This is a genomic window from Bradyrhizobium sp. CCBAU 11386 (assembly GCF_028128955.1).
In the GTDB taxonomy this organism is placed as follows: Bacteria; Pseudomonadota; Alphaproteobacteria; order Rhizobiales; family Xanthobacteraceae; genus Bradyrhizobium.
On the sequence record NZ_LBKA01000261.1, the window covers coordinates 53,050 to 74,098 of the forward strand.

The 21,049-nt window shown below is 63.9% G+C and carries 18 protein-coding genes; 10 read left to right on the forward strand and 8 right to left on the reverse strand.

What is annotated here, in order from left to right:
- Positions 1 to 13 precede the first annotated feature (13 nt).
- Both XI09_RS43790 and XI09_RS43795 read right to left on the reverse strand, forming a co-directional pair.
- A complete protein-coding gene (locus XI09_RS43790) occupies positions 14 to 1,333 on the reverse strand; it encodes an ABC transporter substrate-binding protein (protein ID WP_271572493.1) in 1,320 nt (439 codons plus the stop codon).
- Between the two features lie 43 nt (positions 1,334 to 1,376).
- Positions 1,377 to 2,444 (reverse strand): ABC transporter ATP-binding protein, encoded by a 1,068-nt coding sequence (locus XI09_RS43795; RefSeq protein ID WP_092183118.1) that lies wholly within the window; start codon positions 2,442 to 2,444, stop codon positions 1,377 to 1,379.
- A gap of 200 nt (positions 2,445 to 2,644) precedes the next feature.
- On the opposite strand from XI09_RS43795, the gene XI09_RS43800 reads away from it, so the two are divergent.
- The 8 genes from XI09_RS43800 (at position 2,645) to XI09_RS43835 (ending at position 10,311) form a co-directional block, all read left to right on the forward strand.
- On the forward strand, positions 2,645 to 3,745 hold the full coding sequence (locus XI09_RS43800; protein WP_271572494.1) for a LacI family DNA-binding transcriptional regulator: 1,101 nt from the start codon (positions 2,645 to 2,647) through the stop codon (positions 3,743 to 3,745).
- 122 nt (positions 3,746 to 3,867) lie between these two features.
- Positions 3,868 to 5,697, forward strand: a complete 1,830-nt coding sequence (locus XI09_RS43805) for an IlvD/Edd family dehydratase (protein WP_271572495.1) — start codon at positions 3,868 to 3,870, stop codon at positions 5,695 to 5,697.
- Between the two features lie 115 nt (positions 5,698 to 5,812).
- The gene (locus XI09_RS43810; RefSeq protein ID WP_271572496.1) at positions 5,813 to 6,544 is read left to right on the forward strand and encodes an SDR family oxidoreductase; all 732 of its coding nucleotides are present in this window, start codon (positions 5,813 to 5,815) and stop codon (positions 6,542 to 6,544) included.
- Between the two features lie 123 nt (positions 6,545 to 6,667).
- Positions 6,668 to 7,414: an SDR family NAD(P)-dependent oxidoreductase gene (locus tag XI09_RS43815; protein WP_271572497.1), complete on the forward strand. Its 747-nt coding sequence runs from the start codon at positions 6,668 to 6,670 to the stop codon at positions 7,412 to 7,414.
- Between the two features lie 31 nt (positions 7,415 to 7,445).
- Complete coding sequence (locus XI09_RS43820; RefSeq protein ID WP_271572498.1) at positions 7,446 to 8,597, forward strand: serine hydrolase domain-containing protein; 1,152 nt, start codon at positions 7,446 to 7,448, stop codon at positions 8,595 to 8,597.
- Between the two features lie 3 nt (positions 8,598 to 8,600).
- The gene (locus XI09_RS43825) at positions 8,601 to 8,993 is read left to right on the forward strand and encodes a GFA family protein (protein WP_271572499.1); all 393 of its coding nucleotides are present in this window, start codon (positions 8,601 to 8,603) and stop codon (positions 8,991 to 8,993) included.
- 151 nt (positions 8,994 to 9,144) lie between these two features.
- Complete coding sequence (locus XI09_RS43830; RefSeq protein WP_271572801.1) at positions 9,145 to 9,825, forward strand: site-2 protease family protein; 681 nt, start codon at positions 9,145 to 9,147, stop codon at positions 9,823 to 9,825.
- Positions 9,826 to 9,888: 63 nt separating this feature from the next.
- The gene (locus XI09_RS43835; RefSeq protein ID WP_271572802.1) at positions 9,889 to 10,311 is read left to right on the forward strand and encodes a hypothetical protein; all 423 of its coding nucleotides are present in this window, start codon (positions 9,889 to 9,891) and stop codon (positions 10,309 to 10,311) included.
- On the opposite strand, the gene XI09_RS43840 is transcribed toward XI09_RS43835, so the two are convergent.
- The 6 genes from XI09_RS43840 to XI09_RS43865 all read right to left on the reverse strand — a co-directional run bounded on the left by XI09_RS43840 (position 10,299) and on the right by XI09_RS43865 (position 16,304).
- Positions 10,299 to 11,126: a TonB family protein gene (locus tag XI09_RS43840; protein ID WP_271572500.1), complete on the reverse strand. Its 828-nt coding sequence runs from the start codon at positions 11,124 to 11,126 to the stop codon at positions 10,299 to 10,301. The genes XI09_RS43835 and XI09_RS43840 overlap by 13 nt on opposite strands.
- 20 nt (positions 11,127 to 11,146) lie before the next feature.
- Positions 11,147 to 11,611, reverse strand: a complete 465-nt coding sequence (exbD, locus tag XI09_RS43845; RefSeq protein ID WP_271572501.1) for a TonB system transport protein ExbD — start codon at positions 11,609 to 11,611, stop codon at positions 11,147 to 11,149.
- A gap of 3 nt (positions 11,612 to 11,614) precedes the next feature.
- The gene (exbB, locus tag XI09_RS43850; RefSeq protein WP_271572502.1) at positions 11,615 to 12,592 is read right to left on the reverse strand and encodes a tonB-system energizer ExbB; all 978 of its coding nucleotides are present in this window, start codon (positions 12,590 to 12,592) and stop codon (positions 11,615 to 11,617) included.
- Positions 12,589 to 13,278 (reverse strand): Fe2+-dependent dioxygenase, encoded by a 690-nt coding sequence (locus XI09_RS43855; RefSeq protein WP_271572503.1) that lies wholly within the window; start codon positions 13,276 to 13,278, stop codon positions 12,589 to 12,591. The genes exbB and XI09_RS43855 overlap by 4 nt, the downstream gene beginning before the upstream one ends.
- Positions 13,279 to 13,297: 19 nt before the next feature.
- On the reverse strand, positions 13,298 to 15,835 hold the full coding sequence (locus tag XI09_RS43860; protein ID WP_271572504.1) for a TonB-dependent receptor: 2,538 nt from the start codon (positions 15,833 to 15,835) through the stop codon (positions 13,298 to 13,300).
- Between the two features lie 229 nt (positions 15,836 to 16,064).
- Entirely contained in the window at positions 16,065 to 16,304 is a 240-nt protein-coding gene (locus XI09_RS43865; RefSeq protein ID WP_271572505.1) for a hypothetical protein, read from the reverse strand.
- A gap of 400 nt (positions 16,305 to 16,704) precedes the next feature.
- Between XI09_RS43865 and XI09_RS43870 the strand changes: the two genes are divergently transcribed.
- Complete coding sequence (locus tag XI09_RS43870) at positions 16,705 to 17,877, forward strand: efflux RND transporter periplasmic adaptor subunit (protein ID WP_271572506.1); 1,173 nt, start codon at positions 16,705 to 16,707, stop codon at positions 17,875 to 17,877.
- Positions 17,874 to 21,020, forward strand: a complete 3,147-nt coding sequence (locus XI09_RS43875) for a multidrug efflux RND transporter permease subunit (protein ID WP_271572507.1) — start codon at positions 17,874 to 17,876, stop codon at positions 21,018 to 21,020. The genes XI09_RS43870 and XI09_RS43875 overlap by 4 nt, the downstream gene beginning before the upstream one ends.
- Positions 21,021 to 21,049: the final 29 nt, after the last annotated feature.

Below are 21,049 nucleotides of genomic sequence, written 5' to 3' on the forward strand. Positions count from 1 at the left end.
CCGCCCCGCGACTTTAGCGATAGATGCGCTTCAACTGCCGTTCGGCCTCCGTCATTGAACCCTTGAGGTCCTTGGAGCCGGTGCAGTAGTTCGCGAACATGTCGACCACGATGAAATCGGCGATCGCGGTCGCCGCCTTCTCGCCAGGCGTGCCGATGCCCGAGGCCGGCAGCGCGCGCTTACTGGCCTGGCCGAACACCGCATTCTTCGGATCGGCCGTCCAGACCGGTGCGGAATCGTAGGCGTTGAGGGTGTGTGTGAGATAGCCGCGGGCGCCGGAAAGCCACTTCTCAAAGTTCTCCTTCTCCAGCATGAAGGCGGTAAACGCCTTCGCGGCGTTCGGATATTTCGTGAAGTTGAACGTCAGGATTGGAACCGTGAGCTGCAACTCGGTCGGCTTGCCGATGGGGCCGACAGGCCACAACGCGTGATAGGTATCCTCCGCCAGATCCTTCTTGGTCGAATCGTCCTTTGCAGCGACATAGATCGAGATGCCGTTCGAGGTGCAATAGAGTTCACCGGCCAGGAACGCCTTGTTGTTTGACGAATCGTTCCACGATGCGACGCCGGGGATGAAGGTTTCCGACAGCGCCTTGCAGTATTCCAGCGCCTTCGCCGTCTCCGGCGAATTGATGATGACCTTGTCGTCCTTGTCGACGGTCCAGGCGTTGTGCCCCCAGAGGATCCAGTGCAGCCAGGCGTTGGCGTCGCCGCTGGCGTGTCCGAGCGCGAAGCCGGCCGGCGTGTTGTTCGCCTTCAGCGCCTTGCACATCTCGAGGAAGCTGGGAAAGTCCTTCGGAAACTCCTTGAAGCCCGCCTTGTCGGTAGCCGACTTCCGGTACGTCATGTAACCGCCGACGGTCGCGACGGGGATGCCGAGCCAGTCATCGCCCTTCTTGCAGGTCTTGGCGGCGGCGTCGGTCCACCCGCCATACTTCTTGCCAAGATAATCCGCGACGTCGTTCATCAACAGAACCTTTGTCGGGAAGAGCTGTGGCAGCGTGTGGAGACCCCAGGCCATGTCCAGGCCCGAGCCGGTGTTCGCGGCGACCGATGCCTTGGGCTGCACGTCTTCGAAGGACTCGCTGAACACGTTCATCTCGGTGCCGGTGGCCGCCTTGAAGGCCGCCACCGTTGCGTTGAAAGCATCGTCCTCCTGCGGCACGAAGCGCTTCCAGCGCATCACGGTCAGCTTGGCGCCGGACTCCGCCTTCCACGGCGCGTCCGCCGCCCAAGCCCTTGCGAAGTCGAACAGTGCCGGCCCGGTCAGTGCGCCGGTGGCAGCCAGCGCCGTTCCGCCTTGAAGCAGAGCCCGGCGGGTAAAGTCTTGCATGTCGTCCTCCCTGTGATGCTTTTTTCTTGTCTTACGTCTTGCGCTACGCGTTGAGGCGCTTGCCCGTCGCCTCGTCGAACAAGTGAACCACCGATGGATCGGGCCTCAGCCGGACCTTGTCGCCCGGGTTGAACTGGTGACGCTCGCGGAAGACGGCGACGACCTGCTCGCCGCCGAGCTTTGCGAACACCTGGGTTTCCGAGCCGGTCGGCTCGACCACGACGATCTCGGCCTCCGCGCCGTCGTCGGCGATGGTGAAATGCTCGGGCCGGACACCAAAGACCACGGGACGGCCGTCGGACCCCGCCGGCGCGTTCCTGAGCGGCAGCTTGACGCCGTTCGGCCCTTCGAAGGTCGCAGCGCCGTTGACGCGCACATGCCCCTTCAGGAAGTTCATGGCCGGCGAGCCGATGAAGCCGGCGACGAACTGGTTTTCGGGCTTGTCGTAGAGTTCGAGTGGCGTGCCCATCTGCTCGACGATGCCGTCATGCATAACGACGATCTTGTCGGCCATGGTCATGGCCTCGATCTGGTCGTGGGTGACGTAGACGGTCGTGGTCTTGAGCCGCTGGTGCAGCTCCTTGATCTCGGTGCGCATGGCGACGCGCAGCTTGGCGTCGAGGTTCGACAAGGGCTCGTCGAACAGGAAGACCTGCGGATCGCGCACGATGGCGCGGCCCATGGCGACGCGCTGGCGCTGGCCGCCGGAGAGCTGGCGCGGATAGCGCTCGAGCAGCGGCGACAGCGCGAGGATTTCGGCGGCGCGCTTGACGCGCTTGTTGATCTCGTCGGAGCTCGCGTTCCGCAGCTTCAGCGAGAAGCCCATGTTCTCGCCGACGGTCATATGCGGATAGAGCGCGTAGTTCTGGAACACCATCGCAATGTCCCGCTCCTTGGGCTGGACATTGTTGACGACGCGGTCGCCGATCGAGATCGTGCCGGAGGTGATGTTCTCGAGGCCTGCGAGCATGCGCAGAAGCGTCGACTTGCCGCAGCCGGAGGGGCCAACCAGAACGACGAACTGGCCGTCCTCGATCGGGATCGAGACGCCGTGCAGGACTTCAAAATTGCCGAACGATTTCCGCACGTCGCGGATTTGCACAGACGACATCTAGCTCCCTCCTCGAAGGTCCACGGCGCCTCGCGCCGCGACCGTCTTGTTTTTTCTGAACTTCACCGAACGAAGCCCGGTCTTACCAGGCGACATTGTCGGCAGTTTGTGCGGTTTTGGCAATTTGTCTTTGGTTAGTCGCTGCTGGTAGCGCTGTCAACGTTCCTTTGTTTGCGACAATGACTGTGTTAAGAGCAGCAATGGGTCGAAAACGCACCAAGTCAGGCAAAATCCGGCTGGCGGAAGTCGCCGAGCTTGCCGGCGTCAGCCCGATCACGGCGTCCCGCTTCTTCCGTAATCCCGAGGCGCTCTCGGTCGCCAAGCGGACGCGGGTCGAGAGCGCGGCCAAGGAGCTCGGCTATGTGCCGAACCTGGCGGCACGGGCGCTCGCCTCGCAACGCACCGAGGTGATCGGCGTCTTGATTCCGTCACTGACCAACAACGTGTTTTCCGACGTGCTGCGCGGCATCTATGACGCCTCCGAAGGCAGCCGTTACTCGATCCAGCTGTCCAACACCCGCTACAGCATCCTCCAGGAGGAGAAGCTGCTGCGCCTGTTTCTTGCGCAGAAGCCGGCCGGGCTGATCGTCACCGGCATCGACCAGACCGCGGAATCGCACGCGATGCTGGAGGCGGCCGACTGCCCGATCGTGCAGATCATGGAGATCGGGCCCAATCCGGTCGACATGATGATCGGCTTTTCCCACTATGAGGCAGCGCGCGCGGCGATTGCCCACCTGTTCGCGCAAGGTCACCGCAAGATCGGATTCGTCGGCGCGCGCATGGACCCGCGGGTGCAGCGGCGGCTGGACGGATATGCCTCGGCCATGAAAGACGCCTCCCTGTTCGAGCAGCGCCTCGTCGTCACGACCGCCACACCGACGTCCGTGACGCTCGGCGGCGCCCTGTTCACCGACCTCCTGGCACGCGAGCCCGACCTCGATGCGGTGTTCTGCGCCAACGACGACCTCGCGCTCGGCGTGCTGTTCGAATGCCGGCGCCGGGAGATCGCAGTCCCCGAGCAGATCGCCATCGTCGGCTTCAACGACCTCGAATTCATGGCCTCCGCCGTCCCCACCCTCACCAGCGTGCGCACCAACCGCTACGAGATGGGCAAGACGGCCGCCACCATGCTGATCGAGGCGATCGACGGACGGCGCCCGGAGCAGCCGGTGCTCGATCTCGGCTTTAAGGTGATCGAGCGGCAAAGCTCGTCGGCGCGGCGTTCGGACAGCAGGCCGACCGCATCGGGTGCGGGCACGGCGAACAAAATGGTAGCGTTACCAAGTAGCCATGACTAGTATCGGATTTGTGAGGAAACGCCCCGCCAGCGGGAAGGCAAATCATCGCTCGCGCCGCTGGGCATCGCACAAGCCGACACCCCAAGACCGACGCCAGTGCGTTTGCATTGCAGGAGAACCCAATGACAAAAAAGCCAACCAATGGGCAGGCGCCCGCCGGTAACGGCGCCCGCCGCCACCTTCGCTCGCAGGAATGGTTCAACAACCCGCACAATCCGGGCATGACTGCGCTCTATATGGAGCGCTATTTGAACTACGGCCTCACCCGCGCCGAGTTGCAGTCCGGCAAGCCGATCATCGGCATCGCCCAGACCGGCAACGACCTCTCCCCTTGCAACCGCCACCATATCGAGCTCGCCCACCGCGTCCGCGAAGGCATCCGCGAGGCCGGCGGCATTGCGATGGAATTCCCGACCCATCCGATCCAGGAGACCGGCAAGCGCCCGACCGCCGCGCTCGACCGTAACCTCGCCTATCTCGGCCTCGTCGAAATCCTCTACGGCTATCCGCTCGACGGCGTGGTGCTGACCACCGGCTGCGACAAGACCACGCCGGCCTGCATGATGGCGGCTGCGACCGTGAACCTGCCCGCGATCGTGCTGTCGGGCGGCCCGATGCTGAACGGCTGGCATGCCGGCGAGCGCACCGGCTCCGGCACCATCGTCTGGAAGTCGCGCGAGCGGCTCGCCGCCGGCGAGATCGACTATGAAGAGTTCATGGAGATCGTGGCGTCCTCGGCGCCCTCGGTCGGCCATTGCAACACCATGGGCACCGCCTCGACCATGAACGGCCTTGCCGAAGCGCTCGGCTTCTCGCTGCCGGGCTGTGCGGCGATTCCCGCCCCCTATCGCGAGCGCGGCCAGATCGCCTACGAGACCGGAAAACGCATCGTCGAGATGGTCTGGGAGGATCTCAAGCCCTCGGACATCCTGACCCGCAAGGCGTTCGAGAACTGCATCGTGATCAATTCGGCGATCGGCGGCTCGACCAATGCGCCGATCCACATCAACGCGCTCGCCCGCCACATCGGCGTCGAGCTCTCGATCGACGACTGGCAGAAGGTCGGCCACGACGTGCCGCTGCTGGTCAACATGCAGCCGGCCGGCTTCTATCTCGGCGAGGAATTCCACCGCGCCGGCGGCGTGCCGGCCGTGGTGCGCGAATTGATGAAGCACAAGCGCATCCATGAGGACGCCGTCACCGTCAACGGCCGCGGCATCGGCGAGAACTGCAAGAACGCGCCGGTCCCCGACAACGACGTGATCTGGGCCTACGACAAGCCGCTGGTGAAGGATGCCGGCTTCCTGGTGCTGAAGGGCAATCTGTTCGATTCCGCGATCATGAAGACCAGCGTGATCTCCAAGGAATTCCGCGACCGCTATCTCAGCAACCCCAAGGACCTCAACGCCTTCGAAGGCCGCGCCATCGTGTTCGAGGGTCCGGAGGATTATCACGCGCGGATCGACGATCCCGCGCTCGATATCGACGAGCGCTGCGTGCTGTTCATCCGCGGCACCGGGCCGATCGGCTATCCCGGCGGCGCCGAGGTCGTGAACATGCAGCCGCCGGCGGCCCTGATCAAGCGCGGCATCCACTCCCTGCCCTGCATCGGCGACGGCCGCCAGTCGGGCACCTCGGGCTCGCCCTCGATCCTCAACGCCTCGCCCGAAGCCGCGGCCAATGGCGGCCTCGCGATCCTCAAGACCGGCGACAAGGTGCGCATCGACCTCAACAAGGGCAGCGCCAACATCCTGATCTCGGACGAGGAACTGAAGAAGCGCCACGCCGAGCTCAAGGCCAATGGCGGCTTCAAGCATCCGCCGAACCAGACGCCGTGGCAGGAGATCTACCGCAACACCGTCGGCCAGCAGTCGACCGGCGCCTGCATGGAGCTCGCCACCCGCTACCAGAACGTCGCCGGCGCGTTTGGCGTGGCGCGGGATAATCACTGAGTTAGGCACACGTAGCCCGGGTGAGCGAAGCGACACCCGGGACGTCCGCTCCCGGATATCGCGCTTGCGCGCTCATCCGGGCTACGGCACTGAGCAAATCGAGGAGAACAAGAAAATGGCAGACCGCCTCAAGGGAAAGCGCGCCGTCATCACGGCCGCGGCAGCAGGCATCGGGCGCGCATGCGCCATCGCATTCGCGCGTGAAGGCGCAACCGTCATCGCCACCGACATCAACGAGGCCGGCATTGCGGGCTTGAGCAAGGAAGGCATCGCCGAAACCGCCAAGCTCGACGTCCGCAACACCGCCGACGTCAATGCCTTCGCCAAGCGCGTCGGCAAGATCGACATCCTGCTCAACGCGGCGGGCTTCGTGCACCACGGCACCATCCTGGAATGTTCGGAAGAGGATTTTGATTTCTCGTTCGACCTCAACGTCAAGTCGATGCACCGGACCATCAAGGCGTTCCTGCCCGAGATGCTGGCGGGCGGCGGTGGCAGCATCGTCAACATTTCGTCCTGCGCCGCGCTACGGCCGCCGGCCAACCGCTACGTCTACAGCTCATCGAAGGCGGCGGTGTCGCTGCTGACGCGCGCGGTCGCGCTCGACTTCATCACCAAGGGCATCCGCTGCAACAGCATCTGCCCGGGCACCGTCGAGACGCCCTCCATGCTCGACCGCGCCGCCGCGCAAGGGCCGCAGGGCAAGGAGATGTTCATCTCCCGCCAGAAGATGGGCCGGCTCGGCACCGCCGACGAAATCGCGTCCATGGCGGTCTATCTCGGCAGTGACGAGAGCGCATTCACCACCGGCGTCGACCTCGTCGTCGACGGCGGCTACATGCTCTGATCACTCCTCATCCCGAGGAGGCGCGACAGCGCCGTCTCGAGGGATGGGCTACGGGCTCTATGGTTCGAGACGCGCGCCAAGTGCGCGCTCCTCACCATGAGGGATAGATGGAGGGATTCTTCGATGAACAAGATCGATCTCAACGGCCGCATCGCCGTCGTCACCGGCGGCGCGCAGGGCTTTGGCCGCGCCATCGTTCAGCGCTTCGCCGCCTCCGGCGCCAAGGTCGCGATCTGGGATTTCGACGCCGCACTGGCCGAGAAGACGGCCAAGGAGATCGGCGGCGAGACCAAGGTCTTCAAGGTCGACGTCACCGACACCGCAGCCGTCGAGCAGGCGCGCGATGCGACGCTGGCCGCTTTCGGCAAGATCGACATCCTGGTCAACAATGCCGGCATCGCCGGCGTCAACAAGCCGGTCTGGGAGACCGACCTCGAGGAATGGCGCAAGGTGCTGCGCATCAACCTCGACGGCCCCTTCATCTGCTGCAAGGCGATCGTGCCGGTGATGCTCAAGCAGAAATACGGGCGGATCGTGAACATTGCCTCGATCGCCGGCAAGGAAGGCAATCCCAACGCCTCGCACTATTCGGCGTCCAAGGCCGGCCTGATCGCGCTGACGAAGTCGCTCGGCAAGGAGCTCGCCGCGCACGACATCCTCGTCAATGCGGTGACGCCGGCGGCCGCGAAAACCGCGATCTTCGACCAGATGACGCAGCAGCATATCGACTTCATGCTATCGAAAATCCCGAAGGGTCGCTTCGTGCTGGTGGAAGAGCTCGCCGCGATGGTGAGCTGGCTCGCATCCGAAGATTGTGCCTTCTCCACCGGCGCGGTGTTTGATATTTCCGGCGGACGGGCGACCTACTGAAGTACTGGCCGCCTCCTGGAAGGGGCGGACCATGCGGCGTCGGGATTTCGTGAAGCTCGCAGCGGGCGCAGGCGCGCTGCCGCTGCTGTCATCGACGACACTCGCGCAACTCGCGCCCAACCCGCCGAGCATCCGCTCGCCCTCGCCGGCCGAGCGCGGCGCCATGGCACGGCTAGCGAACAGCTTCATGGACAAGTACGGCGTGCCGGCGCTGTCCTTCGCGATCGGCTATGCCGGCACTGTTGTCCATGAGGATGCCTTCGGTCTTGCCGATATCGAGCGGAACGAGGCCGTGACGCCGCGGCATCTGTTCCGGATCGCCAGCGTCAGCAAGATGATCACCTCGGTCACGATCTTCCGCCTGATCGAGGAGAACCGCCTCAAGCTGACGGATCTCGTGTTCGGCCCGGGCGCGCTGCTCGGCACCGATTACGGACAGCCGCCCTACTCTGCCGGCATCGACCAGATCACACTCGAGCATCTGCTGACCCACACCGCCGGCGGCTGGAGCAACGACAACCGCGACCCCATGTTCACCCATCCGCGGATGGATCACGCCGAGCTGATTGCCTGGACGCTCGCCAACCGGCCGCTGGACCGGCCGCCGGGCCAGCGCTACGCCTATTCCAATTTCGGCTATTGCGTGCTGGGCCGCGTCATCGAGAAGCTCACCGGCCAGCCCTATGCCGAGCATGTCCGCACCGACGTGCTTGCGCGCTGCAGCGTCACCGATATGACCATTTCGGGCAATACGCGTGAGCAGCGCCAGGCCGGTGAAGTCGTCTATTACGGTCAGGGCGACAATCCCTACGGCATGAATGTCCGACGGATGGATTCCCATGGCGGCTGGATCGCAACGCCGGCAGACCTCGTGCAGTTCCTGATGCGTGTGGACGGCTACACGAGACCGGCGAACATCCTGCGGCCACGCACCATAGAGGTCATGACCACCGCGCCCAGCTACAGCCCGGACTACGCCAAGGGTTTTTGCGTCAACAAGTCAGGCAATTGGTGGCACAATGGCAGCCTGCCGGGCACGAGCACGATTGCTGTGCGCACCCATGGCGGCTTCTGCTGGGCCGCCTTCACCAACACCAGACGCAGGAATTCCGACATGGATGGCGATCTCGACAATCTCAACTGGAACATGGCGCGCCAGGTCGGCGAATGGCGGGTGGCCTGAGCCATGATCCGGGAAGGTGGATGCCTGTGCGGCGCGGTGCGGTTCAAGGCGGAGGGCGAGCCGCTCAACGTCCGCATCTGCCATTGCCGCTTGTGCCAGAAGGCGATGGGCTCGCCCTATTTCGCCCGCGCGCAGTTCGATCAGCGCGCACTGACGGTCGAAGGCGAGACCGAGCGCTATGCGTCGTCCGAGAATATCGACCGCGTGTTCTGCAAGCGCTGCGGCACGCGACTGTTCGCCTGGCGGCGCAACGGGACGCTGGCGGGCGTCTCGCTCACGACGTTCGACGACCGCAACGCCTTTACGCCGACCGAGCACATCTGGGTCTCGGAAAAGCTCGCCTGGCTGAAGCTCGACGATGGTCTGACGCAATATCAGGGAACGATTCCGGCGTGAATTTGTGCCGGCGCGGCGGCTACGGGCCTCGTCGGTCATTTGCGACGTGGAATTTCGGAACCGGCCACCTTATCTTGAGCTGAAGCGTCGCTGTACCGCCGGTTTGGCCGGACGGCTGCAAGGCTGCAGGCACAACCGGGACGGACGAGCCGTGAACATTTCTTTCTATGACCTCTCGGTGTGGGTGCTGCCGCTCGTGCTCGCCATCACCTTTCACGAGGCCGCGCACGCCTTCGTCGCGCATCGGCTTGGCGACAACACGGCCTGGCAGCTCGGCCGCGTCAGCTTCAACCCGATCCGCCACATCGACCCGTTCGGTACCCTGATCCTGCCGGCAATGCTGTTGTTTGCGCATTCGCCGTTCCTGTTCGGCTATGCCAAGCCGGTGCCGGTGAATTTTCGCAAGCTCAACAACCCCAGGCTCGACATGGTCTGGGTGGCCCTTGCCGGGCCGGCCACCAACATCCTGCTGGCGCTCGCCGCGGCCCTCGCCGTCCACGCCCTGCCCTGGGTCCCCGCCAGTTCGGCGCACTGGATCGTCGACAACCTCAAGAACGCGATCCTCGTCAACGCGGTTTTGGCGGTGTTCAACATGATGCCGATCCCGCCGCTCGACGGCGGGCGGGTCGCGGTCGGGCTGCTGCCGCGGCCGCTCGCCCTGCCGCTGGCCCGGCTCGAGCCTTTCGGTATGCTGATCCTGATCGGCCTGTTGATCCTGCTGCCGCTTGCGGGCTCGCAGTTCGGTCTAAATCTTGATGTTATTTCAGCAATACTGCGAACGTTGACCGGTTATGTGATTCAGGCTGTTCTCTTCCTGACCGGCAACGCGTAGTTGAACAGCGACACCCGAACACAAGCCGAAGGGCCAGAGGCCGACTTGGTCAAAGCTGCCGATATGCTGATCGCGCGACGCGCCGACACCCGAGCCCGCGCCGATTTTGCCACCTGGAAGATGATGGCCAAGCTCAACGGCTCGTCCGCGCTGCCTCCGGAAGCCCAGGAGTTCCTCGCGAGCTACAAGAACCTGCTGGCGCAGATGAGCGAGGGCGAGGCCACCGAAGCCACCATCGGCGCGATCTACAGGGCCTACTATGCCGAGATGGGGGGCGCGGGAGCTCCGCCCGACGTCCGTACCCGCCCGCCCGAGCCGGCGGCGGACAATGTTACCGCTTTCCGCCGCCCGGCCCCGAAGCCGAAAAAGGCTGCCTCTTTCGGGGCGGCGACTTTCGGTGGAACCCAGAAACGCCCCCTTCCGGTGGCACTGATCTTCGCCTGCCTGGTGGTCGTCTATGTCGGTATCCGGCTCTACTGGCGCTGAGCCGTCTTCTTCTTTTTCTTCTCGTCCGGCGGCGGGAACTTGATTTCGACGGTACGTTCGAAGCGATCCTCAGTCAGTGCGGCGGGCGGTGGCATAAAGGGATCGGATTTGTGAACCATTGCGATTGCAGCCGCATCGTACGCTGCATCCCCCGACGACTCCACCACATCAACCGACAGCACGTTTCCCTGCCGATTGATTGCGAAGCTTACCTTCACTTTCTGATTGCTATTCTCTTTCCCTTCCGGATTGACCTGATGAAGCTTGAGATGCGCACTGATTTTTCGGTTCCAGTCGGTCGTCAGCTTTAGAATGTCCTTGCCGATACCGGCCACAGGCGCCAGCGCCTTCTCAGCCTCGCGCGTTGCGTCCTCAAACGTTTGCCGGGCCATATCAATCTGCTTTGGTGCTGCCTCCATGGCAGGCGTTTCAACGGCGGCGACCTTCGGATCGTCGTCCTGCTCCTTCTTCGCCTTGTTTTCGCTGACGAGGCGATCGGGATCCTCGGCCTGTTGCGGCCGATCCTGGGGAAGCTCCGTCTCCTTCAGCTCGGCCTTCTGTTGCGGAAGTTCTGGGCGCTCCTCTTGCGCGACGGAGTCGTTCGGTCCGGGTGGCAGCTCGGTTTCCTGAGCCTCCGGCGATGCCATCTCGACCGCGAACTCGGCCCCCGCAGCGCCCAATCCCTCGTCGCCATCGCCCGCCCGCAAGTTCGCGAGCGCGAGCGCGGCCCCGCCCAAATGGAGCGCGAGCGCCGCGACCGCCGCCAAAATCCAAAGCCTCCGGGCTGGTCTGGGTTCGAGTTCGACGTCAGGCATAGCAGTTCCTTGGCGAACCTCTAAGGCTGTGCGGCGCCCGCCGCAGGTGCTCCCGCCGCCGCGGGAGGCCCCTCAAGCGCAACCAGTTTCACCCGTGTGTAACCGCCGGAGCGCAGCAGCTCCATGACGCCCATCAACTCGCCATAGGGCACGGAGCGATCGGCACGCAGGAAGACGTACTTGTCCTTGCTCATGTCGGACATGCCGTCGAGGGTCGCAATTAGATCGGCCCGGTGGACGGAATCCTCGCCGATGGCAAGCCCCAGATCGCGCTTGATGCTGAGATAGGTCGGCTTGTCCGGCTTCTTCTGCGGCGTCGAGCTCGACGTCGGCAAATCGATCGGCAGATCGACCGTCGAGAGCGGAGCTGCGACCATGAAGATGATCAGCAGCACCAGGATGACGTCGATGAACGGCGTGACGTTGATGTCATGCGTTTCCGAGAAGTCGTCGTCGTCATCGTTGTCAGCGAGCGAAACGGCCATGGTTCACTCCGCCGCGCGTGAATGCAGGCTGCCGTGGCTGCGGTCGAGATCGCGCGAGAGCAGCCGCGCCGCTGCGCCCGAGGCACGGCTGACGAGCTCGAGATAGCCCTTCGTCATGCGCGAGAAGTGATTGTAGATGATGACCGCGGGAATGGCGGCCACCAGGCCGATCGCGGTGGCGAGCAGCGCCTCGGCGATGCCGGGCGCGACCACGGCGAGGTTCGTGGTCTGCGACTTCGAGATGCCGATAAAGCTGTTCATGATGCCCCAGACCGTGCCGAACAGGCCGACGAAGGGCGACGTGGAGCCGATGGTCGCGAGCACGCCCATGCCGATGCGGATGCGCCGCGCCTCCGCGCGCACGATCTCGGAAAAGCTCGAGGCTGCGCGCTCCTTGATGCCGGCATCGCTGGACAGGCCGGCCGACATCCGCGCCTCGCGCAGCGCTGCCGCCAGAAAGGACGGCAGGATGCCCTCCTTGGTGCCGAGCGCCATCTGCGCTTCCGCGAGCGACCGTGCCTCCGAGACTTTCCTCAGCGCCGAACGAAGCCTGCCGGACGCGACCGACAGCTCGATCGACTTGGCGATGAGCACGGTCCAGGTCACGAGCGATGCGAAGGCGAGCCCGATCATCACCGCCTTCACGATGACGTCCGCTGACATGAACATCACCCAGGGCGACAATTCCTTCATGGCCGGCGCGACAGCGGTCGCCGTATCGAGCTTCGCAGTCGGAGCGATGGCTGCGGGGGATGCCGTCGGTGCCGCGGGAGCGGTCGCCGTCGAGGCCGCAGGCGCCGGGGCGGCAGGCGCGGTTGTCGATGGTGCCGCGGGGGCCGGGCTGACCGGAGCCGGCCGGGCCAAAGATGGTGCCGGGGCCGCAGGCGGGGTTTGTGTCTGGGCAGAAACAGGGGATGCGAGCCAGGCGGCCGCCAGCATCAAAGCGGCGGCAAGGCTTGCTTGGAAGGACATGATCTTCATACTTCGGCCCAGTAGCGAATGAGGTTGTGATAGATACCCGTCAATTTGACCGTTTCGGGATCGTCACGCCCGAGCCGTTCCACCAGCGCCTGAATCGCGGTGTCGAGGTCAAAGATCATGCTCCGGGCTTGATCGTCTCGTATCATGCTCTGAAGCCAGAAGAAAGACGCAACCCGCGTTCCCCGGGTCACCGGCGTCACGAGATGCAGGCTGGTCGAGGGATAGAGCACGCAGTCGCCGGCTGGCAACTTGACTTCGTGCGAGCCGTAGGTGTCCTCGATCACAAGTTCGCCACCGTCATACTCCTCGGGCTCGGCGAGGAATAGCGTGACCGACAGGTCTGTGCGGATGCGAAGGCCGGTCAGACGGTCGCCGCGGATCGCATTGTCGACGTGCAGGCCGAAATGGTGGCCGCAATCGGCCGCATAGCGGTTGAACAGCGGCGGGAAGATTTGCAACGGAACCGCCGCGGCGATGAAGCGCGGGTTCGACGTCAGCGCCGAGATGATGCGGTTGCCGAGCTTGCGCGCGACCTCGCCGTCCGGCGGCAACTGCTCGTTGCGCTTGACCATGGCCGACTGCGCGCCCGCGGTGGAGCGGCCGTCCTCCCATTGGCTGGCGTCCATGATGCGGCGGAAATCCGCCACATCATCCTTGCTGAGAACGTTTTCTATGCATGTCAGCATGAAACTAGTTATCGCTCCATCAGTAGCGCGCCGAGAGCACCACATAGGCGGCACGGCCCGGTGCTTCGAGCACGAACGGTGCCGCGCTCTGGTACAACGCGTCGTAGTAGCGCTTGTCGAAGATGTTGTTCACGAACAGCTTGACCTGCCAGTTCTTGTTGATCTTGGCCTCCGCGAACATGTCGAAACGCCAATAACTCGGAATCGACGTGCCCTGGTTGGCCGCGAGCAAAGTGCCGCCGTAGATCTTTGAACGGTAGACCGCCTGCCCACCCAGTTCCCAGACATCGGTGAGCTGGTACTTCGTGAGCAAGCTGAAGGACTCGTGCGCGACGTTGGCGAGCGGACGCCCGACATTGGTCGGATACAGCGCCTTGTTGGCCGACGGCGCCAGCGACTGCGTCACTTCCGACTGCATCAGCACGAGACCGCCAAACACGCTCCATTTGTCGGTGATCTTGCCGCCGACGCCGAGATCGATGCCGCGGATGCGATAGGCCGCCCCGGCCGTGATACACGATATGTTGCCGGTCGTTCCGGTCGGATAGACGCATCCCAAGGGGGCGGCAGCGGCCGCACTACCAACATTCTGCGCCTCGCGTGCGTTCTCCTTCGTGGTCTGGAACAGCGCCGCGGTCAGAAGCAGATGACGGTCGAATAGCTCCCATTTGGTGCCGAGTTCGATGGCCTTGTTCTTCTCGGGCCCGAATATCTGGGTGTTGCCGCCGGCGAGGGTCGGATTGAGGCCGCCATAGGCCGTGCTGGTGCCGTCGAACTCGGCGCCGACCGGGTTTGCCGACGTCGCATAGGCCACGTAGACGCTGCCGTTCGGCGCCGGCTTCAAGGTCAGGCCGAGGTTGAAGTTAGGGATCAGGAATTCCGCCGACTGCTGGCCTAACGCCCCATTCGCGGCATAGCCCGTCGACTTGATGCTGTAGTCATCGTAGCGGAAACCGCCATTGAGGATCAGCAGGTCGCGATAGTTCGCGCTATCCATGACGTAGCCGCTGACGGTATCGATACCGATCTTGGTGGGCAGGCCCGCCAGTGCAAGCGCTTTACCGGGCAAAAACGTGTCTTGGGGAACGAAGACGCTGACGCCCGTCGGTGAGCCCGATGGGCTTGTAGGAATTCCGTTCCCCTCCGAGGTAAGCCCAAGATACTTGTCGATCGACGATCTCTCACGATCGACTTCGATTCCCGCCAGCGCGGTATGCTTGAAGCCGACCCCGTCCTGGAACTTGTAGGTCGCCTCCGTCTGGTTGGCGAGCACGTCAGTGATCTGCAAACGGCTCTGCGGATTCATCGTGAGCGTCGAAGCCGAGAGCGGGGTGGCGACTACCGGGCTCTCCGGCAGCGTTCCGACGTAGTTCTGGGTCGAGCGAGACGCGCGAAACTTGTTGCTGACCGACAGGTCGGGCGTGATCTGCACTTCCGCGTTGAGCGTACCGATGTCCTGGCCAGTCCGGTAGAAATCGCGGTTGATCTGGCCATACCAATTGTTGCGGTTGGAGCCGAAGTCCGGAAACGGACCGCCCGCGGTCGACGTCGTGCTCGGCCGATAATAGGGCACGCCGAAGTCCGGAATTCCCGTCAATTCGGTATGAATATAGTTGGCCGTAACCTTGACCGTATCGGTCGGCTTCCACGTCGTCGCGACGAAAGCGCCGTTGCGGTTGTCCTTGACGTAGTCGCGGCCGGCGACATTGGCGTCCTGGAACAGACCGCCGGCACGAACGGCGAGTGTCGGGTCGATCACCTGATTGACGTCGAGTGTGACACGCTTGGTCTGGTCGGTGCCAAACGTGGTGTCCATGTTGTAGAAGCTCTTTGCCGTCGTCGCCTGCTTGGTGACGATGTTGATTGCACCACCGGCGACACCGCGGCCGGAGAAGGTCGAGCCGGGACCGCGCAGGATCTCGACCTGCTCGGTGAAGAAGTTCTCGCGCACACTGACGCCGGAATCGCGCACGCCATCGATGAAGATGTCGTTGCGCGCGTCGAAGCCGCGGATGAAGAAGCGGTCACCGAACGCATTGCCGCCCTCGCCCGACCCGAGCGTCACGCCAGCCGTGCTGAGAATCGCCTGCTTTAGCGTCGTGGCGTTCTTGTCCTCGAGCACTTCCTTGCTGAGAACCGTGATCGACTTCGGCGTATCGACCAATTTCTCCGGAAATTTACCCCCGGCCTGCACGTGGTCGACCTTGTAGGGCGCGGCCGGATCAGCATAGGGATTCGCGTCGGCGGGTCCGGAGGGCGTCGCCGGAGCAGCCTGCTGGGCCTGCTGCCGCTGCGCGGCGCGGCGAAGCGCGTTACGCGCGCGGATCTGATCCGGCGTGGGCTTCGAGGCCGTCGGGCGCGGACGCTGGACTGGAGCATCGACCGTCACCGGCGGCAGGTTCGACTGCTGCGCCTCTGCGCCGCTCGACACCGACGCCACCGCGATCAAGCTCGCGACTGCCGAGACCTTCTTGCCGGAAATGCCCGCGGACTTTTCTTCCGCCAGATCGAATGCTGCGACCGAACGCAACGACTTCGGTGCGACCACCTGCCCCATTATACAACACGCCCCATCTTCATGTCCGCTCATTCACTTCGATGAGCGATTAGGCTGTTGGTATCGGCGGCAAAATAGTGGGTCAATGCGGGCAAGCCGCGAGAACCCTTGAATAAGTCCAGATCAAAATGATTCTAATCTACAGTTTCAAACGGTTCTAAAGAGAGATTGGAGTCGTTCTAAAACGAGCGCGAAAAAAGCCGCGAAATCAGCGATCGCGCTCGCAGCATCAATCACTGCTCGGCGGCTTCATCAGCGAGAACAATTCGTCGACAGTCTTCTGCGCGACGGCCCGCACGCGATCGGTGCTCTCCATGCCGGCGATGTTGACGCCATTGACCACTGACTTGATCTCGTCGCGGAAGTCGGTGAGGAAGCGCAAGGGATCGCGCTGCTCGTTGGCGACGCGGGCGATCAATCCCGTGATCAGAATCTGACACGCGATCAGCTTGCCGTTCAATTCGTCCATCCTGCGCTCCCGTTGTGACGGGCCGATATGAACGATGCCGATTTTCCTGACAACCGAAACGCCGCCCGCGCGATTTAGAACCGTTCTCGGAAAGCGCACGTCCCGCCGCTCCCGGCCGGGCGCTGCGCCAGCCTTGCACCCAACTCGCCGCGCCCGCCCACACCGGCTGCGAGCATTGCCTCATTTTTGCACGCTGATCGCTCGCACCGGGAAAATGCAGCACTGCACACCGGCGCGCCAGAGAGTTGCCTAACGGGTGCAAAGCTTTCCAATTGTTTAGGATTCTCAACCGATAGTGCTGTTTACACTGGAACTTGGCGTGTATTATACAAGCGCCTTGGAACCCAATGATTGCCCCATAATTCGTAAGCTGAGGGCACAAGAGCCGACACGAGCCGATATGAAAAAAACACGGCCGATCCTCTGGATTCTGATCATCGCGGCCGTGGCCTCCGCGGGTTACTATGGTTGGCAGAAATTCGGCTCGCCCGATGCCGGAAAAACCCAGACGGCACAAAAAGGTCCGCCCCGCGCGCCCGCCGTTCCCGTGAGCGTTGCGCCGGTCCAGAAGGTCGACTTCCCGGTCTACCTGACCGGTCTCGGCACGGTTCAGGGTTTCAACACCGTCCAGGTCCGGCCCCGGGTTGACGGCCAGATCGACAAGATCGCCTTCACCGAAGGCCAGATCGCCAAAGAGGGCGAGCTTCTGGTCTCGATCGATCCCCGCCCCTATCAAGCCGCGCTCGACCAGGCCAAGGCCAAGAAGGCGCAGGACGAGGCGAATCTGGCGAACGCCAATCTCGAGCTCCAGCGCGCCATGAAGCTCGGCGAATTCGCCACCGCGCAGCGGGTCGACACCCAGCGCTCCACCGTCGCCCAGCTCACCGCCCAGATCGCCGCCGACGACGCCGCGATCTCCAATGCCCAGACCCAGCTCGACTACACCCAGATCAAGGCGCCGATCACCGGCGTCGCCGGCCTGCGCCAGGTCGACGTCGGCAACATCGTCAATGCCTCGACACAGACCGGCATCGTCACGATCTCGCAGGTCGAGCCGATCTCCGTGATCTTCACGGCGCCGGAAGACCAGCTCGCCTATATCAGCGAGGGCCAGAAGGCCGGGGCACTCAAGGTGATCGCGTTCACCACCGACGGCAAGAAGACGCTGGCCGAGGGCAAGCTCGCCGTCATCAACAACCAGGTCGACACGACCAGCGGGACTGTCCGGCTCAAGGCGGTGTTCGACAACAAGGACCACACGCTGTGGCCGGGACAGTCGGTCTCGACGCGGCTTCTGGTGCGGACGCTGAAGGATGCGACCGTGGTCCCGGATGACGCGGTTCAGCATTCGACCAGCGGTCTCTACGCCTATACCGTCAACCAGGACAACAAGGCCGAAGTGCACAAGATCAAGGTCAGCTACGCGATCGACGGACGTTCGGTCGTCGACGAAGGCCTCACGCCCGGGCAGCAGGTGATCACCGGCGGTCAATTCAAGGTGCAGCCCGGAAGCCTCGTCTCGACGGCGGTGGCGAGTTCGGACCCGGCCCAGAACAAGGTACGACAGGAATGACCGAGGGCGGGATTTCGGCACCTTTCATCCGTTATCCCATCGGCACCTCGCTGCTGATGGCCGGCATCCTCTTTGTCGGTCTCGTCGCCTATCCCCTGCTCCCGGTCGCGCCGCTGCCGCAGGTCGACTTCCCGACCATCCAGATCACCGCCAACCTGCCGGGCGGCAGCCCCGAGACCATGGCCTCGTCGGTGGCCCAGCCGCTGGAACGCCAGTTCGCCCAGATCCCCGGCATCGCCCAGATGACCTCGACGAGCTATCTGGGCACCGCGTCGATCACCATCCAGTTCGACCTCAACCGCAGTATCGACGGCGCTGCCAATGACGTGCAGGGTGCCATCAACGCCGCCAGTGGCCAGCTGCCGAAGAACCTGCCCTCGCCGCCGACCTACCGCAAGGTCAACCCGGCCGATGCGCCGATCCTGCTGCTGTCGGCGACCTCGGAGACGCTGCCCCTGACCAGCGTCAGCGACGCCGTCGACGCCCAGCTCGCCCAGCAGATCAGCCAGCTCTCCGGCGTCGCGCAGGTGTTCATCGGCGGCCAGCAGAAGCCGTCCATCCGCATTCAGATCGACCCGGCGAAACTCGTCGCCAAGGGCCTGTCGATGGAGGATGTGCGCAGCCAGATCGCGATCACCACGGTCGACAGCCCCAAGGGCAACATCGACGGCGACAAGCGTGCCTACACGATCTACGCCAACGACCAGCTGACCCAGTCCAAGGACTGGAACGACGTCATCATCGCCTATCGCAACGGCGGCCCCTTGCGAATCCGCGACATCGGCCAGGCGGTCAGCGGCGCTGAAGATGCCAAGCAGGCGGCCTGGGCCAACGGCAAGCGCGGCGTGTTCCTGGTGATATTCAAGCAGCCGGGCGCCAACGTCATCGAGACCGTGGACCGGATCAAGGCGACCTTGCCTCGCCTCGTGGCGGCGATCCCGCCCGCGATCAAGATCGAGCTCATCAGCGACCGCACCACGACCATCCGCGCCGCAGTCGAGGACGTCCAGTTCACACTGCTGCTGACCATCGCCCTGGTGGTCATGGTCATCTTCATCTTCCTGCGCAGCTTCTGGGCGACGGTCATTCCCACCATCACGGTTCCGCTGGCGCTGCTGGGCGCGTGCGCCCTGATGTGGGTCGTCGGCTATTCGCTCGACAATCTGTCGCTGATGGCGCTCACGATCGCGGTCGGATTCGTCGTCGACGACGCCATCGTGATGCTGGAGAACATCACGCGCTACATCGAGGAAGGCGAATCGCCGATGGCGGCCGCCTTCAAGGGTTCCAAGGAAATCGGCTTCACCATCGTCTCGATCAGCATCTCGCTGGTCGCCGTGCTGATCCCGCTGCTGCTGATGGGCGGCATCATCGGGCGCCTGTTCCGCGAGTTCGCCGTCGTGCTGGCGATGACCATCTTCGTCTCGATGTTCGTGTCGCTGACGCTGACGCCGATGATGGCCTCGCGCTTCCTGCGCGCCCATGGCGAGGTGACCCACGGCAAATTCTACCAGTGGAGCGAGCGCGCCTTTGACGGGATGCTGCGGGGCTACGAATACATCCTCGACCATGCCCTGGCCTGGCGGCGCACCACGCTCACGATCTTCTTCGCCACGCTTGGCTTGTCGATCTACCTGTTCGTCCTGATCCCGAAGGGCTTCTTCCCGCAACAGGACGTCGGCCTGATCACCGCGACCTCCGAAGCCTCGCAGGACATCTCTTTCAAGGAAATGGTCCGGCGACAGGAGCAACTCGGCAAGATCATCCTGGCCGATCCCGACGTCGCCAGCGTTGCCATGTCGATCGGCGGCAGCGGCCGTGCCGGCAACAACGGCAACCTGTTCATCACGCTGAAACCTCGCAACCAGCGCGAGGCATCGGCCCAGCAGATCATCGCGCGACTGCGCCCGCAGTTCGACAAGGTCGAAGGCGCCCGCCTCTACATGCAGGCGGCCCAGGACGTCCGGCTCGGCGGCCGGCCGACCCGCACGCAGTTCGAGTTCACCCTGCAGGACGCCGATCTCGGCGAGCTCAACGACTGGGCGCCGAAGATCCTCGCCAAGATGCAGACGCTGCCGCAGTTGCGCGACGTCGCGACCGACCAGCAGACGCAGGGCACCACGGTTCAGCTCAAGATCAACCGCGATACCGCTGCGCGCTACGGCATCCAGCCGCAGCTGATCGACGACACGCTGTACGACGCCTTCGGTCAGCGCCAGGTCACGCAGTATTTCACCCAGCTCAACACCTACAAGGTGATCCTCGAGATCCTGCCGGAGATGCAGGGCAATCTCGAGAGCCTGAACAAGCTCTATCTGAAATCGCCTTTGACCGGCGACCAGGTGCCGCTGTCGACCTTCGCGACCTGGACCACCGATCCAGTCCGTCCGCTCTCGATCAGCCACCAGGGCCAGTTCCCGGCGATCACGATCAGCTTCAACCTCGCCCAGGGCGTCGCGCTCGGCCAGGCCACCGAAGCCGTGCAGAAGGCGATGGCGGATCTCGGTGCGCCGCCGACGTTGAACTCGAGCTTCCAGGGCACCGCGCAGGCGTTCCAGCAGTCGCTCGGCACCGTGCCGCTGCTGATCCTCGCCGCCCTCGTCGTGGTCTATCTGATCCTCGGCATCCTCTACGAGAGCTACATCCATCCGATCACGATCCTGTCGACCCTGCCCTCGGCCGGCGTCGGTGCGCTCCTGATCCTGATGGCGGCCGGTTTCGACTTCAGCCTCATTGCGTTGATCGGAATCATCCTCCTGATCGGCATCGTGAAGAAGAACGGCATCATGATGGTCGACTTCGCCATCGCCGCCGAACGCGACGAGCACAAGACGCCGGCGGAATCGATCCGCCAGGCTGCGCTGCTGCGCTTCCGCCCGATCATGATGACGACGATGGCGGCGCTGCTCGGCGGCGTGCCGCTGATGCTCGGCCACGGCACCGGCGCCGAGATCCGCCAGCCGCTCGGCTACGCCATGGTCGGCGGACTGATCGTCAGCCAGGCGCTGACGCTGTTCACCACCCCGGTGGTCTATCTCTATCTCGACGAGCTCAACAACTGGTTCTCGGGCTGGGGCCGTTCGGATGACGGCGAAGGCCACGAGACGCCCGCGCACGGCACCGTCAAGCAAGCCGCCGAGTAAGCTTGCGCCGCGGCTCCCGCGACGCTACA